The following is a 16,700-nucleotide window of genomic DNA, read 5'->3' as shown; positions in this document are numbered from 1 at the left end:
GCTTCCCGTTTTGCAGGGCGGGAAGGGGCGGCCCGAGGGGTTGCACGCGGTGACCGTCCGTTACGGGCGCCAGGTGGCGAGTACGCCCTCGTACAGTTCCGTGTCCGTCAGCTCACGGGGGGTGGGGCCCGCGTGGAAGAAGGACGTGTTGCCGGTCTTCAGCTTGCGGGCGTAGTCGAAGGCCTTGTTGTCGTGGTCTCCGAAGGCGACGAAGGAGAAGAAGACGGCGGGGTGTGTCTGCGCCGCCTCGGTGAGGGCCTGGGTCGCGGGGGTCTTCGCGTCCGGGGCGCCGTCGGTCTGGAAGACGACGAGGGCGGGGGTGCCGCTCTCGTGGTTCTTCGTGTAGTGGGTGAGTACGGCTTCCACGGCGGCGTGGTAGCTGGTACGGCCCATGCGGCCGAGGCCGGCGTGGACGTCGTCGATCTTGGTCTCGTGGTCCGGGGTGAGGGTGAGGTCGGTGGTGCCGTCGACCTCCGTGGAGAAGAAGACGACGTGGACCGTGGCCTCGGGGTCCAGGTGGGCGGCGAGGGCGAGCGTCTGGTCGGCGAGGGCCTGGGCGGAACCGTCCTTGTAGTACGGGCGCATGCTCGCGGAGCGGTCCAGCACGAGGTAGAGCTTCGCTCGGGTGCCGGTGAGGTCGGTCTTCCTGAGGGTGGCTGTGGCGGCCCTGTAGGCGGTGGTGAGGGAGGGGGTGCGGGACTTGACCTTGGTGAGGGGGGTGGCGGGGGTCTTCTTGCCGGCCTCGGCGGGTGTGTCCTCCGCCTCGGCTTCGCCTTCGGCGGGGCTGTCGTTCCCACCCGCACCACCCGTGCGGCTCTCGTCGTCGGCTGCCGGTGGCCCCTGTGGGGCACCCTCGCCGTCGGCGGCCCGCGGTTCACCCACCTCCTCGGCCTCTGCCCCGGTACGGCCCTCGGCCTCCGGTCCGCCATCGTGCTCGGCCTGCGGCGCCGCCTGATCCTCAGAGGCCGCGTGCTCCTCCGGCTCCGCCTGGTTCTCCGGCGCGGTCTGCTCCTCAGGGGCCGGCTGGTCCTCAGGGGCCGGCTGGGCCTCAGGCTCGGCCTGCTCCGCGAGCGGCTGCTCGGTCTCGGTCCGCTCCTCGGCCTTCGGTTCGGCGCTGTCCTCGGTCGACTGACCGACCTGCGGCGCAGCCGCCTCCTCAGCGTCCGGCGTCGCGTCGGCCGGCGTCGCGGTCTCGGCCGTCTTCGTGGTCTCCGGCTCGGTGCTTTCCCCGGCGGGGGCCTCCTGGACCGGTGCCTCGGCCCGAGCCTTCTCGTCGGCCTGAGCCGTCTCGTCGGCCGGCGTCGCGGTCTCGGCCGTCTTCGTGGTCTCCCGCTCGGCGCCTTCCTCGGTGGCCGCCTCTTGGACCGGCTGAGCCGGTGCCTCGGCCTTGGCCTCCGCCTTCTCCTCCAGGTCGGCGTTCTCCTCGGCCCCCGCCTTCTCCTCGGCCTCCGCCTTTTGCTCCGTCGGCGTCCCGGTCTCGGGCGTGTGTCCGGGCTCCGGCTCGGTGCTGGGCTCGGTGGGCTGCTGTGCGAGGGGCTGCTCGGGGTTTGCCGGTTCTGAGGGGTGGGGGACCTGGATGCGGTCGAAGGCGGCCGACACCAGGTCGTGTTCGTCGGAGGGCGAGCGGCGGGGCTCGGGGACGGTGGGCGTCGGCTCGTGCCGCTCGGGGGTCGGTGTGGTGGGGGCGGCCTGCGAGGTCGGTGCGGGGGGCGTGGGCTGTTGGGACGGCAGGCGGTCCGCACCCTCTGCCTCGGCGGCGCGTGCCTTGCGTGAGCGGCCGAATGCGTTCCGCAGGAGAGTGAGAATGCCCATGTGCGCAACCCTTCATGAGGTGATGCCCGTCGATCCCTGGCCAGGACGGACACGTAAGGTTAGCGAAGCGGTCAACGGGGGGAAGCGAGCGACCGGGCCGCCGCAACCTCCTGCCGGAGGGGTTCCAGGACACTGTCCGCCGGCCCGGTGAGGTCCGTGCGGACCGGTGTCAGGGTTTCCGCGTCCCGTACCCCCTCGGACAGCTCCCGCAACTGCAGGGAGATCTGGGCGATCTCGGCCGCGGACGGGGGCGGCGCCCCGTGCCTGACGCGGACGCGGGCCGCTGTGGTCGCGTCGACGATACGTTCCACGGCCACGACCAGCGGCCACCACGCGGCGGCGCGTCGGCCGGTCGGCGGCGGTTCCGTCAGGGCCCGCTGGAACTCCGTACGGATCACCGACAGGTCGCGGTAGAGGCGACGGCGCATACGGGCCCTGGCGGAGGGGTCGTCGGCCGGGGCGAAGGCCGCCTCCAGATACGCCGCCGTGTCCGCCACCGCGTCGGCCAGGCGGTCGCCGACCCGCGTGCGCCAGCTCTCCGGCCAGAGCAGGTAGCCGGCGGTCAGGGCGATGGCGCAGCCCAGCAGCGAGTCCGTCAGGCGGGGCAGCAGCAGCGCCGTGCCCTGGTGGTTCAGGATGTCCGACAGGAGGAGGATCACCGGGGTGATCGCCATCGTCTGGTGGCCGTAGCCGCGCGGGGTCAGCGCCGGGATCAGCGGGGCCAGGAGCAGCATCGCCGGGACGTCCCACCAGCCGAGCGGGACCTCGGCCAGCACCACCGCCGCGATCACCAGGCCCGCCACCGTGCCGAGGGCGCGCAGCAGGGCGCGGGAGAAGACCGAGCCGAAGTCGGGCTTCAGGACGAAGGTGATCGTCAGGGCCACCCAGTAGGAGCGGGGCACGGGGATCAACGACACCAGGGCCTGGGCGATGCCGATGCAGACCGCGAGGCGCAGGCCGTAGCGCCAGGAGTTGGCCGACAGTACGACGTTGCGGGCTGCTCTCGCCGTGCGGATGCCCAGCGCCGCGGGGCGGCCCAGGCGGTCGTCGATGCCCCGGGGGTCGACGTCGGGGGCCGTCACCACCTCGGCCGCGTGGCGCAGGGCGTGGTCCACCGCGCGTGCCGTCTCCGACACGGGTTGCGGGAGGTCGAGGGCTATCGGGCCCGTGTAGCCGGTTTCGACGGCCTGCGCCAGGTGGTGGAGCGACTCCGGGACCCGCGGCGGCAGGGGGCGGCCGGCCAGGTGGGCCGCGGGGGCGGCCTCCACCACGGGTGTGATGGCGTTCAACTGGGCGAGCAGGCGGGTGAGTTCGCGGCTGCGGCCGTGCTGGCGGGCGCGCCGGGCCAGGATCAGGTCGTAGGACTGGTTGAGGGACTGGGTGACGGCGCGGCGGGCGTCGTCGTACTCCTCGGTGCGGTCCGTGCCGGCCACGGCAAGGAGTGCGGCGGCCGTGCGGTAGGCGGCCGCCACCGCCGCGCGTTCGGGGACGCCGGAGCGCAACGGCCAGGCCAGCAGGGCCAGGAGGAGGACCAGCAGGCCGCCGCCGGTCATCAGGGCCGGGGCCAGCCACCAGGGGTGGGGCAGGGGCAGCCCCGCTCCGACCACGCAGTTCAGCAGCAGGAGCAGGCCGGAGACCGAGGCCACCGCGCCGATCGTGGAGATCATGCCGGACAGCAGCGCGATGCCGGTGACGGCCGCGACCGCGTACCAGCCGTGGCCGTACACCAGGGTGCCCAGTGTCACGCCGACCGCGCCGAAGAGCTGCGGGACGGCGATGTTGAGGATGCGCATCCGGTAGGCGTCGGCGGTGTCGCCGATGACGCCGGACAGGGCGCCCATGGAGGCGAGGGCGCCGTACGCCGGGTATCCGGTGGCCTGGCCGATCGCGAGGGGGAGGGCCATGGCGACGGCGGCGCGGGCCACGGCGGCCTTGTTGAGGGGAGCCTGCTGGGGGCGGAGGTTCCGGACCAGCCAGTCGGGAGGGGTGAGGCCGATGGGGAACTCGCGCGACATGTCGCCATTATCGCCGGTCCGCTGCCGGCCCCCGGAGTCATCCGCGCTGGTGGAGGGTGAGATCCACGACGAGGGCGCGGTGGTCGGTGCCGGCCACGCGCAGGAAGCGGGCGTCGGTCGCGGTGAAGTCCGGGGAGAGCAGGACGTGGTCGATCTGGGCGCCGATGACGGAGGCGGTGCGCGCGGGCCAGCTGGCGGCGCGGTCGTGTCCGGCGAGGCGGGCGGCGTCGGTCAGACCGGTGTCGAGGATGCGGCGGAAGGCGGCGTGGTCCTGGGTGGCGTTGAAGTCGCCGGCGAGGATGGTGGGCGTGCGGGTGCCGGCCGCTGCGAAGGCGCGCAGCCGGCCCAGTTCGCGGTGCCACAGACCGACCTGGCGGGGCAGCGGCGGCATGGGGTGGGCGAGTTGGAGGCGCACGGCGTGCCCGCGTACGTCGGCGACGGCGCCGGGCATGCCCATCGTGCCGCGCACGCCCGCGGTGGGCCGCAGCGGGAAGCGGCTGAGGACGAGGGAGCCGTGCGAGCCGGCCGCGCGGACCGCCCGCCGGTACGGGTAGCCGGTCCCGAAGTCGTCTTCCAGGGCGGCCTGGCAGGCGTACTCGCACTCCTCGACGAAGACGACGTCCGGACGCAGGCGGCGGATCCATGGGACCAGGGCGGGGGTGCCGCGCCCGAACTCGACGTTGGAGGTCAGCACGCGCAGGGTGGCGAGCGGCGGGCCGTCGGGCTCGGTGACCTTGCCGTACGGCTCCTGGTACCAGGCGAGCAGGCCGAGCACGGCGACCCCGCACACCAGGCCCGGCCACCAGCGGGCGAGCAGTGCGCACAGCAGGGCGAAGCCGGTCGGCACGAGCAGCCAGGGCAGGAAGGCGAGCAGCTGGGGTACGGGGGTGACACCGTCGGTGTCGGCGGCCCGGCAGCCGACCACCGCGCCGACTCCGGCCAGCAGCAGTGCGCAGCACCAGGCGCCGAGCCTGCGTCCGGGGCGTCGGTCCACGGGCCGAGCCTACGGCGGGCCGTCCGCCCGCGCCATGAACTTCCCGGGGCCGGAGAGGACAACTGGGCGCTGTCGTCCACCGGTTGTGGATACCGGACGGGACCTGTGGGTGAATCGCCCAGGTCATCTACAGGTTGTGGACACCGGCGGGGCCGGTGCCGCAGCGGGCGGGTCCGGTGCGGGCCGGTGCCGCGCCGGGTGGACCGGGCGCAGACAGCGGGTCAGCCATGCGGTGAGGGCCACCGTGAGGCCCAGCACGAGCAGGAGCCAGGAGACCGTGCGCAGGGTGCCGGTGAGCGCGTCGTAGACGGCGCCGACGGCCGGGTGGGACACGCCTTCGGGCAGGCCGGCGAGGGTGAGGCTGCGGCCCACGGCCAGGGCCAGGGCGAGCAGTCCGCCGCCCAGGGCCGTGCCCAGCGCGGTCGCGGCGACGGCGCGGCGGCGGTGGACGGCCAGGGCGATTCCGGTGGCGGCGAAGGCGAGGGCCGCCACCGGGAGCCAGAAACCGGTGACTTCGAGCACGTGGAACCCCTTCCGGAGGGAGGCCAGTCGTTCGGCCGGGAGCACGGGGACCGCGATGTGCTCCACCGGGATGCGTGCGGCGAGCGGCACATGGTCCCGGGTCAGCTGACGCTTCACCTGGTCGGTGACGGGAGCGAGGTCGACGGTGACCGGACGCCCGGCCGCGTCGCCGTCACCGTTGTCGCGCAGGGCGCGCAGCACCGCGTCGTGGGTGACCCGGTTACCGGTGTCCCAGGCCAGCTGGAAGGCCTCGGTCTGGGTGAAGGAGCGCACCGCGTCGTGCACGAACGGGCGGACGGAGCCGCGTACCGGCCGGACGTCCAGGTGCTGGTCGACCGCGCGCAGGATGTCGTCACCGACCGTGTCCGCGACGGCCTCGCGCACGTCCGGGTCGGTGGCGAGCGGCGCCATCGTGGCGACGTACCGGCCCGTGTCGGCGAGCCCGTACGCCGCCCAGGCCGCCAGCGCGCCGAACGGCACGAGGAGGCAGGACAGGGCGAGCAGTACGGCCGACAGGGCGCTCCTGAGACGTGGGGGCACGCTTCCAGACAACGGCCCGCAGGGCGCGCACGCGAGCGGAGCGCCTGCGTTCGGGCGACGGCCCCCGCTCTCGATCGCGCTCTCCGGTGGAGGGTTCACCCGAACGGGTGTTTCCTGGGGGAAGAGGTCCTTCCGGTTCGTGCAGCCGGAACGTGACGGGCGGGTGAGGGAAGAGGGGAACAGGGGAGTGCGCGGGCCCCGGCCGACCGGCCGGGGCCCACGCACTCACCGTCACGGTCGGCTCCGCGTGTTCAGCGGACGCGGCGCCCGAACGCGTCCTCGCGGGTGTAGTACCGGTAGAAGAAGGTGGCGAAGGTGCATCCCGCGACGAGCAGCGACATCAGCACGGTCCGCCACACCGAGTGCGGTGTCTGGATGTAGAGGAAACCGAACGCGACACCGGTGAACGCCGTCCACAGCAGCGCGTGCACTTCCCGCGGCATCCGCGGGGCCAGCGTCAGCAGGGCCATGCACACCACCGCGAACACCAGCGCGCTGACCCACCCGAGCAGCAGGTTCCCTCCCGTGATGTCGCCGCCCTGGCGCGCGTCGGCCGCGACCCAGTAGCCGTAGAGGAGGCCCAGCACGACCGGGACGGCGACGTGGGCGATGCGATGGGTACGCGCGTCGAAGACATCGGGCGGACGGGCGCGCACATCGGCCCGTTCCCCGATCTCCGGCCTGCCGCCGGGGCGGGACGTACCGCCGGGCGCGGGTGCCGCTTGAGCCATGAGAGCACTCCTCTCTCCTCGCCCCCGCCTTCCAGGGCACACCGGGCAGCAGGGCCCGGCAAGTCGGCCAGGGGGCGACGGGTGCCCGGATGCGGGCGGTTCTCTCCCGTGTTTCGCTGGGAGATGCGAGAGACATGGAGGCCTGCCCGCCGTGACGGAGATGGACTACGGGGTGCGGCGCCGGCGCGCCTGCACGGCCGGAACGTCCCCTGGATGCCGCCCCTGCTGCTGCTCGTCGGCATCGTGGCCCGACCGGTACCGGGCCATGTGGTGGCTTCGGGGGTGCGGCTGTGCAAGGAGCGTCAGACCCTGCGAATCCAGGACATCGCCGAGACCACCCGGCGTACCGTGCTGCGCCCGCTGCCGCCGCTGCTCGGCACCTTCCGAGAGGCCGGCGACCACGAGAAGGACCTCGCGACCGTCGCCGAACGCCTGGAGACCCGGATGCGGCGGCACCGCTCGCACACCTGTGCACTGGGCAGGGACGACGGCGACCGCTTCGCCACCGCCGTGCTGGTCGGCTTCCCCTAGCACGTCCCCGACGCCGTCGACATGGTCGACTTCGGCCATGAGTCCCCGCCGGCCGTCGGCACGCGGGGGATCCGCGAGCTGCCGAGCGGCGACGGGCTGCCGCTCGGCTTCGGCGACCTGGCGGAAGGGCTGCCGCCCGTGCGCCGGGTGCCGTTGGCCGCCGACGAGACCCTGCTGCTGGTCACCGACGGCGTGACCGAGGCCCGCGACCGGGCGGACGACTTCTATCCGCCGGCCCGGGACATCGCCCGCGCGGTCGCCGCCGACCAGCACGACACCGATCCCCGGCGCCTGGTCCTCCGGGTCCGCGACGGCGTCCTGCGACACAGCGGCGGCCGGCTGGTCGACGACACCACCGTGTCCGCCGTACGGCGGACACGGCAGGCGCAGGGCGAAGACCCCGAACTGGGACGTTTGCGGTCCTGAGGCGCGGGTTTGCAGCCGCAGCGGTTACGGTGCTGGCGGAAGAGCCGATCAGGACCGACAGGGGCTACAGGAGCTCAGGGGCTACAGGGGAGGACCGATGCCCGGAACCGTGCTGCTGCTCGCGGCCTCGCCGGTGGGCCGGGGGCGCCTGGTGGACGCGGCCGGTGTGCTGCCGGTGCTGGCCGCCGTGGCGCCCGCCGTGCTGTCCGGCACCGACACCGCCAACGTGGTCGAACTCGCCGACCCGCTGGAGCCGCAGGCCGTCCTGACCCGGCTGCGCGCCGCCGCGGCCGCGCCCGGGCCGCTGACCGTGTACATCGCCGGCCAGCTGCAGCTGGACCGCCGGCAGCGGCTGCCGCATCTGGCGCTGGCGCGCACCACCGCGGCGACCGTCCGCTACACGGGGCTGCCGTGGCACTGGATCCGGGAGGAGCTGCGGTTGCGCTCCGCTGTGGACACGGGGCTTGTGGTGGACCTGCATGCGGACGGGGAAGCCTGGCAGTACGTCGCCGAGCGGGGGTTGGACTGCGGGCCCAACAGCGCTGTTTACGGTCGTGTAGTGGCGGCGGGCGGGCGGCGGGGGGTGGGCGAGCCGGCGTACATGAAGGCGGTGGCGACGCTGTTGAGGAGCGGTTACCGGCCGCCGCTGGGGCAGTTGCATGAGCAGGCGCTGGCCCGGGTCGGTGACTCCGGTGCGGGCCGGGGGCTGGTGCTCGCCGTCACCGGGGGCCACGCCCCCGGACACCCGTTCTCCCACCTGCCCACCCGCCCCGGCAGCCCGCAAGCCCGGACCACCCCTCCGCCCGGCCCCGACCACAGCCCGGGCCTGCCCGGCCCCGAGCCGAACCACCACGCCGCCCTGGTCCCCGAGCCGAACACCCGCATCGGCATCGACAGCACCCAAGACCCCCACGCCCTCATCAGCGCCGCCGTTCAGGCCGGGCGGCATGCTGATGCCGATGTGCTTGCCGCCCGGCATGAGCAGTTCGCCGTTCGGGATCACGGGCCCGTCTCCGACGAGGCGCTGCACTGGGCCGAAGTCCGCGCGGATCTGGCGATGTTCGCGGGGGACGCGGTGCGCAGTTGCCGGGCCTGGCTGGCGGTCGGCCGTACCCGGCTGAGCGCGGGGCAGGCGGTGGACTCGCCTGCCGTGGAGGCCGCCGTGGACCGGGCCCACCACCAGTGGGGGCGGATCACGGACGCGGTGGCGGCCCGTGAACTCGGCCCTGCCCTCGCCGAGTTGAGGCTACGGGTGCCGGGCCGCAGAAGCGGCGCGCTGGAGAACGTCCAGCAGCATCTGCGCCAGCTTCAGGCAGCTCCGTAGCCCCGCCGGCTCAGCCGCGCCACCGCCTCAGCCCGCCACCGTAGCCCCGCCGCCTCAGATCCGAGCTCACGCCGCCGACAGCATGGCCAGGGCCCCGGAGACGAGGGTGCGGACGCCGGGGACGATCGTGGAGAGGTCGGGTGCGAAGTGCGGGCTGTGGTTGCTCGGCACGGCCGCGAACTTCTCCGGCAGCGTATTGCCGGGGGCCTGCTCCCAGACCTCGGCGGGGGTGGTGGTGACGAACCAGTACGAGTACGGGATCGAGCCGAGTGCCAGCTCGGGGAAGTCCTCGCTGCCCATCGCGGGGCCCGGGTCGAACACCGTGCCCGCGCCGAAGACCTCCGCGTGCACGGCGGCCACGGCGGCGTCGGTGGCCGCGTCGTTCACGGTCACCGGGAAGGTGTTGCCGACGGTCACCTCGGGCTCGCGCGGGCAGCCGGCGGCCAGGCACTCGCCGTGCGCGATGCGCCGGATCGCGGCCAGCATCCGGGTGCGCACCTCCTCCGACTGCGTACGCAGGTTCAGGGAGATGCGGGCCTCGGAGGGGATGATGTTGTGCCGGGTGCCCGCCTCGATGCGGCCCACCGTGAGCACGGCGGGTTCGCGGGCGGCCAACTCCCGGGAGACGACGGTCTGGAGCCGGGTGACCAGGTAGGCGGCCGTCACCACCGGGTCGACCGTCGCCTCGGGGCGCGAGCCGTGCCCGCCCCGGCCGTGCACGACGATGTCCACATCCGTCGCCGCCGACATGATGAGGCCGGGTGCGTGCGGGTACAGGCCCGCCAGGCCGGGCGCGGCATGCTGCCCGAGCAGCACGTCCGGCCGGCCGAACCGCTCGTACAGCCCGTCCGCGACCATGCGCGCCGCGCCCTGCCCGTTCTCCTCGGCGGGCTGGCCGACGAGCAGCAGCGTGCCGTTCCAGGTGTCCCTCCCGGCCGCCAGTGCCGCCGCGGCTCCGGCCAGCCAGGTGACGTGCAGGTCGTGCCCGCAGGCGTGCATCACACCGTCCGCCGTCGAGGCGTACGCCAGCCCGGTCTCCTCCGTGACCGGCAGCGCGTCCATGTCGGCCCGCAGCAGCACGGTCGGGCCGTCGCCGTTGCGCAGCCGGCCCACGACGCCGGTGCCGCCGACCCCCTCAGTCGTCTCGTACCCGGCCTTCGCCAGCCGCGCGGCCAGTGTCCCGGCGGTGCGGTGCTCGCGCAGGGACAGCTCGGGGTGGCGGTGCAGGTCGCGGTAGAGGTCCTCCAGGTCCGTCACCGGGAGGCCGGAGGTCAGGTCCAGGGCGGTGCGGGCGGCGGGGGACGTCACGGGGCCAGCGTATGCGGGCCGGCCGCACGTGAGCTCCCCAAGGGGATCATTTCCGGCCCCGCGGGGACGCCGCCGGTGAACGGCTGCCGTCACTCGCCGTCGTCCAGGCTGTGCACGTGCCTGCGGGGCCGATCCCGCCACCCGGCCGGGAGACGGTCGCGCGGCCCTCCACGGGCGTGGGACACAGCCCGCCGCCGTGCCCGCACCACGCGTCGAGCTCCCCCCGGAGGCCCGGTGCTGACGGCCGCCCTCGGACCCGGTGGGCGCCCTGCGGCGGCACCCCGCCGACCCCACCCGGGCGACGGCGTCGAGTCCCTGGCCCTTTTCGTCCGACGGCACGACCCTGTACGCGGGCAGCCCGCACGTCCCGCGCCGGCGGTACGCCGTCGATCCCGGGCGGGCGGTCGAGCGGGTCGGCGGCCGCGCGGGCACCGGTCCGGCGCCGGAGCCAGTGGCGGACGTACGTGCCGGACGCGCCCTGCCCGGCGGGTCCGCGAGATCAGCCGGAGTCTCCCCGGGGCGCTCCGTCGTCATCTTTGTTCAGCGGCGGGAGCGGCATGCTGGGTCCGGACGCCCGGCGCGGTGTCCGACGCCCGTGCCGGGCCCGCGTTCGCCGCGAGGAGCAGGGTCGCCGTGGCGATCACAGCGGCGGCTATGGCCCTGCGTGCGGTGGTGTTTCCGTAAGGTGCGGATGTACGTCCGGGCACGGCGACCTCGCAACACGACAGCGACGCATTAAGCAGACTTAATCCGCCGTTTAACCTAGGGGCTGCACGGGCCCAACGGCAAGGGCCTCCAGGCGAGTTGGGAGTACGCGGTGATGCGGGAACGGGACGACCCGGCGGTCATCGGGCGGCGCGTACAACAGCTGCGCACCGAGCGCGGGCTGACCCAGCGGCAGCTGGCGGAACCTGCCTACACGCCCGCCTACATCTCCACCCTGGAGGCGGGCCGGGTGCGGGCCTCCGACGAGGCGCTGCGGCACATCGCCGGCCGGCTCGGCGTGGCCTTCGAGGAGCTGGCCGTCGGCCGGCCCGCCCACCTCGCCACCGGCCTGAGGCTGCGGCTCACCGAGGCCCAGCGGGTCCTCGCCGACGGCAGGGCCGAGGAGGCCGCCGTCCAGTACACGGCGCTGTGCGCGGAGGCGGAGACCCACGGGCTGGGCGCCGAGCAGGCCACCGCACTGCTGGGACTCGGCGAATGCGCGCTGGAGACGGGGGAGCTGACGCGGGCGCGGGAGTTCTTCGAACGTGCCGAGGCGCATCTCGCGGACCAGTCCCTCCCGATGCGCGTACCGGCCGTCCGCGGCCGTGCGGTCGCCCACTACCTGGCCGGTGAACTCCGGTACGCCGTCTACCTCCTGGAGTCGGCCCTCGACGAACTGAACCGGAGCGGCCTGCACGACCCCGACGCCCTGCTCCTGCTCTACGCCGGCGTCATCGGCCCGTACATGGACATGGGCGCGCACGCCCGCGCCGCCCAGGCCGCCGAGTTCGCCCTCGCGCTCGCGCCGCGGGCCGCCGACCCCGCGCTGATCGCCCGGATGCACCGCTCGGTGGCCCGCACCCTGATCGCCGAGGGCCGGGTCGCCGAGGCCGACGCCTCCCTCGCCAAGGCCGCCGAGCTCTACCGCCAGCTGCAGCTGCGCACCGAGCTGGCCAACTGCCACTGGATGCGCGGATACGTCTGTGCGCAGAACGGCGAACTGGAGCGCGCCGAAGCGGAGTTGCGTCAGGCGCACACCATGCTCGCGCAGAGCCGGGCCGCCCTCTACCGCAGCCAGGCCGCCGTCGAACTGGCCGACGTACTGCACCGCCGCGGCAAGTCCGCCGAGGCCGCCGGACTCCTCCAGGGCGTCCTCGGCGACTTCTCCTCCGAACGGGGCGCGGTGCACGCCGCCGCGGCCCACCGCCTGCTCGGCATCATCGCCGAGGACGCCCGGGACACCGAGGCCGCCGAGGAGCACTACGTCCGCGCGCTCAGCCTCCTGGAACGCGCGGGCGCCGCCGGCGACCTGGCCGACCTGTGCCGCCTCCTCGGCGACCTGCTCCGCCGCACGGGCCGGGTGGAGGCGGCACTGGACGCGTACCGCACGGGCCTGGGCCACCGCACGGCCCCGGGCACGACGACCCTGGGTCCGGCGCCGGCACAGCCGCCGCTGTGACCCCGGATGCGGGCTCGTCAGCTCACCGGGGTCTCGATGGTCACGGAGTTGTTGCTCTGGACGGGGTCGGGCGTGCTGGTGGTCACGTTCGCCGTGTTGGTCACGGTGGTGTTCCGGTTCGCCCTGACGGTGACCACGATCTGAGTGGTGCTGCTCGCGCTGTTCGCGAGACTGCCGAGGGAACACCGCACACTGTCCGTCGACCCCACCGGCGGCGCCTGGCAGCTTCCCTGGCTGGGCGTGACGCTGACGAACCGGGCGTTGGAGGGGAGGTCGTCCGTCACCACGACGTTGTCGGCGGTGTTCGGCCCGTGGTTGCTCACCGTGAGGGTGTAGGTCAGATTGCGGTTGGGCCGGACAGGCTCCGGGATCGCGCTCTTGGCGATGGCCACGTCGGCGGAGGGCCGGACGATGGCGAGACTGTGCTCGGCGCCTGCGCCGACGGCGGTGACGTTGGTCAGGAACTGGGTGCAGGGCGCGCTTTGACCCGGAGCGCAGACCCGCTGGGGTGTGCTGCGGATGGTGGCATTGCCGCCGTCACCGAGCTGACCGAAGGAGTCGTCCCCCCAGGCGCGGACCGTTCCGTCGTTCAGGAGTGCCAGGTTGTGGTCACCGTCGTGTGCGGAGAGGGACTGCACCGTGCTGAGGCCGATCACCTGGACCGGGGTGTTGCTCCTGACGGTCGTGCCGTTGCCGAGCTGACCGAAGGCGTTGTTTCCCCAGGCACGGACCGTGCCGTCGGTCAGCAGTGCCGCGCTGTGGAGGCGCCCTGCGGAGACGGACTGCACATTGGTGAGGCCGCTCACCTGGACCGGAACGCTGCTGTCGGTGAAGGTGCCGTCGCCGAGCTGGCCGTCGAAGTTGCCGCCCCAGCTGCGGGCGGTGCCGTCGGTCAGCGCCGCCAGACTGTGGAAGCCGCCTGCGGCGACGGACTGGACGTTGGTGAGGCCGGTCACCGTGACGGGGACATTGCTGTTGGTGGTCGTACCGTCGCCGAGCGCACCGCGGATGTTCTCCCCCCAGCTGCGGGCGGTGCCGTTGTTGAGGGACACCAGGCTGTGGGCGGCGCCGGCGGAGATGGACTGCACGCCGCCCACGCTGAGCAGCTGAATCGGGACGTTGCTGTCCGTATTGGTGCCGTTGCCGAGCTGGCCTTCGTCGTTGCCTCCCCAGACGAAGACGCGACCGTCGCGGTTCAGCGCGAGGCTGTGGCGGCCGCCTGCGGAGATGGCGACGATGCCGGTGAGGAACTGGCTGCAGGGAGCGGTCTGGCCGGGCGCACACACCTGCACGGGGGTGGAGCTGTCGGTGGTCGTGCCATTGCCGAGCTGACCGCGGAAATTGCTGCCCCAGGCGAGGACGGTGCCGTCGGAGCGGAGGGCCAGGCTGTGTGCTCCGCCCCCGGAGACGGCGATGACGTGGTCGAGCTGTGAGGAGCAGGAGGCAGAGCCGCAGACGCGGTTCGGGATGGGTTCGTTGTTGGTTACGGTGCCTTGGCCGAGCTGGCCGGACTGGTTGATTCCCCAGGAGACCACGGCGCCGGGTACGTCCGATCTCCCGTTGTCGGCGTGTGCTGTGCTCAGCCATGCCCCCGGGAAGAGCCCCAGCATTGCCGCCGTGCAGACGGCTGCGATGCGTGCTCCCCAGGACGAGCCACGGAGCGTTCTCATAATGACCCTCTCGTGCGGATTCTTGGCCCGTACACTCACGAGCCGCCCTATTCTCGGCGCATCATTTGGGCAAAGATCCGCATCGACACCGCGAATGGCCATTCATGGATCTGCTTGTCACTCGTTGTGCAGGTGGGCCCTGGACTGTCCGGGGGCGTCGCCAACGAGAAATCGCATGACCGACTATCTGAAAACGTGAATTCCTTTTGCAGGACGGCACATTCGGTCTGCTTTTTCTCCAGGCGGTTTCACCTGGGCAGTCCGGGGGTCAGACCTGCGCCCGCCCCTGCCTGCGGACGTCCGCCAGGCGTAGCGCGCCGACCTGGACCGCGGCCTGGGTCACGTCGTTCGCCACGCCGCCCAGGCCGCCGTTGGTGAAGGCGAAGGCGTCCTCGCCGACCCGGACGGCGGCCAGGTCCAGCGAGAGCAGGCTCTCCTGCCCGTCCGGGGACAGGGCGGCGATGCTGATGCGCAGGCCCTGTCGGGTGTCGCCGACCTCCGGCAGCGGGGCGTCGGTGACCTGGACGTCCTCCAGGATCCCCAGTTCCGTGGTGGCGGTGAAGCGCGCGCACTGCGCCGGCATCGTCGCGAGCCACTTCAGCGCCGCGTCGACGTCGGAGGGACGCCGGGCGGCGATCTGGTAGCGCAGCTGCGCGTCGGTGTCGGCGTCGTCCAGACCGATGGCGACGCGGGCGGGACCGCCGAGGAGTTCGTCGGTGTAGAGGGCGTCCAGCAGCGGCTGGCAGTCGCCGGCCTCGGTGGTCGCCTTCAGCAGGCCGTCCCGCCAGGTGGCCGCACCGTCGGTCGGCGTCCAGGGGGCACCGAGGTCGGTCTCGGTGATGAGCGCGGCCTGTGCCTGTTCGTCGGTGAGGGTGGAGCCGTCGGCCCGCGCGGACGGTTTCGGCGCCGGGGCCGGCTTGTCGATCGTCGGGAGGGGCTGGGGCGCGGTCGCCGGGTGCTTCAGACCGAGCGCCGCGCAGCCGCCCAGGCCGAGAAGGCCGGCGACGGTGAGCCAGAGCGGGAGGCCACGGAGGCGTATCGCATCGATCATGTCAGAGGTGCCTCCTGGGCTGCGGCCGACGGGGTGCCTGCTCTCACGGCACCACCGCCCCGCCCGCCTCACCAGCGCTTGGGTCCGTCCGGGTGAGCGGCCCGCCGAAAACGCCTCGACCTGCGGCTTCACTGCCTGCTACGGTCGCCCCCATGCAGCGCGCCCAGCAGTGCCCGAAGAGCACGACGACGCCGGAGACCGTCCCGGCGCGCTGACACCTGACCAGCATCGAAGCCCCGGGGCGAACGCCCCGGGGCTTCTGGTTGTCACGGGGCGTTCGCCTCTCCCGCCTCTCCGACCGAGGAGTGACCCCCGTGAACGACCGTCTGCCCGACCACCGCCGGCTCGGCCGTGAGCTGGACCTGTTCGACACCGACCCGCTGATGGGCGCCGGCCTGCCGTACTGGCTGCCCGACGGCGCGCTCGTACGGCACACCCTGGAGGAGTACATCCGCGAGGCCGAACGCCGCGCCGGGTACCGGCACGTGTACTCGCCCGCGCTCGGCAAACGGGAGCTGTACGAGATCTCCGGGCACTGGGACCACTACAGCGACGACATGTACCCGCCGATGAAACTCGGTGCGGAGGAGGTCGTGCTGCGACCCAGCCTCTGCCCCCACCACGCCCTGATCTATCGTTCCCGTTCCCACAGCTACCGCGAACTGCCGCTCAGGATTGCCGAGTTGGGCGGCATGCACCGCGCCGAACTCTCCGGTGTCCTCGGCGGTCTGACCCGTGTCCGTGCCATCCAGCTCAACGACGCGCACATCTTCTGCACCCTGGACCAGGCGGTGGACGAGGCCCGCGCCGCGCTGGAGCTGATCGCCCGCGCCTACGCCGACCTCGGCATCGAGGCCGTACGGCACCGGCTGTCGCTGCCCGGGGAGGGCGGGAAGTACGTCGCCGATCCGGAACTGTGGCGCCGGGCCACCGAGCTGCTGCGGGAGGTCCTGGACGCGTCCGGCGTGGTGTACGAGGAGGCGGAGGGCGAGGCCGCCTTCTACGGCCCGAAGATCGACGTACAGATCTCCGACCCGGCCGGGCGTGAGTCCACCCTGTCCACCGTGCAGATCGACTTCCACCAGCCGGCCCGCTTCGACCTGCACTACATCGGCGCCGACGGCGCGAAGCACCGCCCGGTGATGGTGCACCGCAGCATCATCGGCAGCGTCGAGCGGGCCGTCGCCCACCTCGTCGAGGCGCACGCCGGCGCCTTCCCGGCCTGGCTGGCCCCCGTCCAGCTGATGGTCCTGCCGGTCGCCGAGGAGCAGGAGGAGCAGGCGGCGGCGGTCGTGCGGCAGGCCCTGCAGCTGGGGCTGCGGGCGGAGCTCGCCGGTCCGGCCGAGGGCACCCTGGGCGCCCGGATCCGGGCGGCCCGCCTGGTGCCGTACCAGGCCGTGATCGGCGCCCGTGAGGCCGGGGCGGGGCTGGCCGCGGTACGCCTGCGGGACGGCCGCCGCCCCGGGGCGCTGCCGGTGCCGGACCTGCTGGCCGCGATCAGCGCCCGGGTGGCCGCACGCGGCACCGCGCTGTGGGACTGATCGCGGTCGGACCCGGCGTCATGGGGCCGATCACCGGGTGCTGATCTAGGGTTTGAGCGTCGGTACGACGA

At 73.5% G+C, this 16,700-nt stretch carries 11 protein-coding genes and 1 pseudogene; 4 read left to right on the top strand and 8 right to left on the bottom strand.

Annotated elements, in window-relative coordinates:
* Positions 1-60: 60 nt before the first annotated feature.
* The 5 genes from ACIGXP_RS10570 to ACIGXP_RS10550 form a co-directional block, all read right to left on the bottom strand.
* On the bottom strand, positions 61-1,812 hold the full coding sequence (locus ACIGXP_RS10570) for a VWA domain-containing protein (RefSeq protein WP_399766474.1): 1,752 nt from the start codon (positions 1,810-1,812) through the stop codon (positions 61-63).
* A 71-nt stretch (positions 1,813-1,883) separates the two neighbouring features.
* Positions 1,884-3,827 carry an FUSC family protein gene (locus tag ACIGXP_RS10565; protein ID WP_363218195.1) on the bottom strand — a complete coding sequence of 648 codons (1,944 nt, stop codon included), beginning with the start codon at positions 3,825-3,827 and terminating at the stop codon, positions 1,884-1,886.
* A gap of 37 nt (positions 3,828-3,864) precedes the next feature.
* Positions 3,865-4,821 carry an endonuclease/exonuclease/phosphatase family protein gene (locus tag ACIGXP_RS10560; RefSeq protein ID WP_399766472.1) on the bottom strand — a complete coding sequence of 319 codons (957 nt, stop codon included), beginning with the start codon at positions 4,819-4,821 and terminating at the stop codon, positions 3,865-3,867.
* Between the two features lie 123 nt (positions 4,822-4,944).
* Entirely contained in the window at positions 4,945-5,883 is a 939-nt protein-coding gene (locus ACIGXP_RS10555) for a hypothetical protein (RefSeq protein WP_399766469.1), read from the bottom strand.
* A gap of 251 nt (positions 5,884-6,134) precedes the next feature.
* A complete protein-coding gene (locus ACIGXP_RS10550) occupies positions 6,135-6,614 on the bottom strand; it encodes a hypothetical protein (protein WP_399766467.1) in 480 nt (159 codons plus the stop codon).
* Here ACIGXP_RS10550 and ACIGXP_RS10545 point away from each other — a divergent pair.
* Both ACIGXP_RS10545 and ACIGXP_RS10540 read left to right on the top strand, forming a co-directional pair.
* Positions 6,606-7,571: pseudogene (locus tag ACIGXP_RS10545) on the top strand (PP2C family protein-serine/threonine phosphatase). The gene ACIGXP_RS10550 and the pseudogene ACIGXP_RS10545 sit on opposite strands and share 9 nt — an antisense overlap.
* Positions 7,572-7,668: 97 nt before the next feature.
* Positions 7,669-8,895 carry a hypothetical protein gene (locus ACIGXP_RS10540; protein WP_399766465.1) on the top strand — a complete coding sequence of 409 codons (1,227 nt, stop codon included), beginning with the start codon at positions 7,669-7,671 and terminating at the stop codon, positions 8,893-8,895.
* Between the two features lie 66 nt (positions 8,896-8,961).
* Here the strand turns inward: ACIGXP_RS10540 and ACIGXP_RS10535 are convergent, their stop codons facing one another.
* Positions 8,962-10,203 carry an amidohydrolase gene (locus ACIGXP_RS10535; RefSeq protein WP_399766462.1) on the bottom strand — a complete coding sequence of 414 codons (1,242 nt, stop codon included), beginning with the start codon at positions 10,201-10,203 and terminating at the stop codon, positions 8,962-8,964.
* Between the two features lie 820 nt (positions 10,204-11,023).
* On the opposite strand from ACIGXP_RS10535, the gene ACIGXP_RS10530 reads away from it, so the two are divergent.
* Entirely contained in the window at positions 11,024-12,367 is a 1,344-nt protein-coding gene (locus ACIGXP_RS10530; RefSeq protein WP_399766459.1) for a tetratricopeptide repeat protein, read from the top strand.
* Positions 12,368-12,384: 17 nt separating this feature from the next.
* On the opposite strand, the gene ACIGXP_RS10525 is transcribed toward ACIGXP_RS10530, so the two are convergent.
* Together ACIGXP_RS10525 and ACIGXP_RS10520 are read right to left on the bottom strand one after the other, a co-directional pair.
* Positions 12,385-14,037, bottom strand: a complete 1,653-nt coding sequence (locus ACIGXP_RS10525) for a hypothetical protein (RefSeq protein ID WP_399766456.1) — start codon at positions 14,035-14,037, stop codon at positions 12,385-12,387.
* A 268-nt stretch (positions 14,038-14,305) separates the two neighbouring features.
* Positions 14,306-15,088, bottom strand: a complete 783-nt coding sequence (locus ACIGXP_RS10520; protein WP_399766453.1) for a hypothetical protein — start codon at positions 15,086-15,088, stop codon at positions 14,306-14,308.
* A 326-nt stretch (positions 15,089-15,414) separates the two neighbouring features.
* Between ACIGXP_RS10520 and thrS the strand changes: the two genes are divergently transcribed.
* The gene (gene thrS / locus ACIGXP_RS10515; RefSeq protein ID WP_399767234.1) at positions 15,415-16,629 is read left to right on the top strand and encodes a threonine--tRNA ligase; all 1,215 of its coding nucleotides are present in this window, start codon (positions 15,415-15,417) and stop codon (positions 16,627-16,629) included.
* The last annotated feature ends 71 nt before the right edge of the window (positions 16,630-16,700 follow it).

It is taken from the genome of Streptomyces sp. NPDC053069, from assembly GCF_044546895.1.
Lineage (GTDB): Bacteria > Actinomycetota > Actinomycetes > Streptomycetales > Streptomycetaceae > Streptomyces.
Note: the sequence above shows the minus strand (reverse complement) of the source record. Positions and strands in the feature narration are given on the sequence as shown.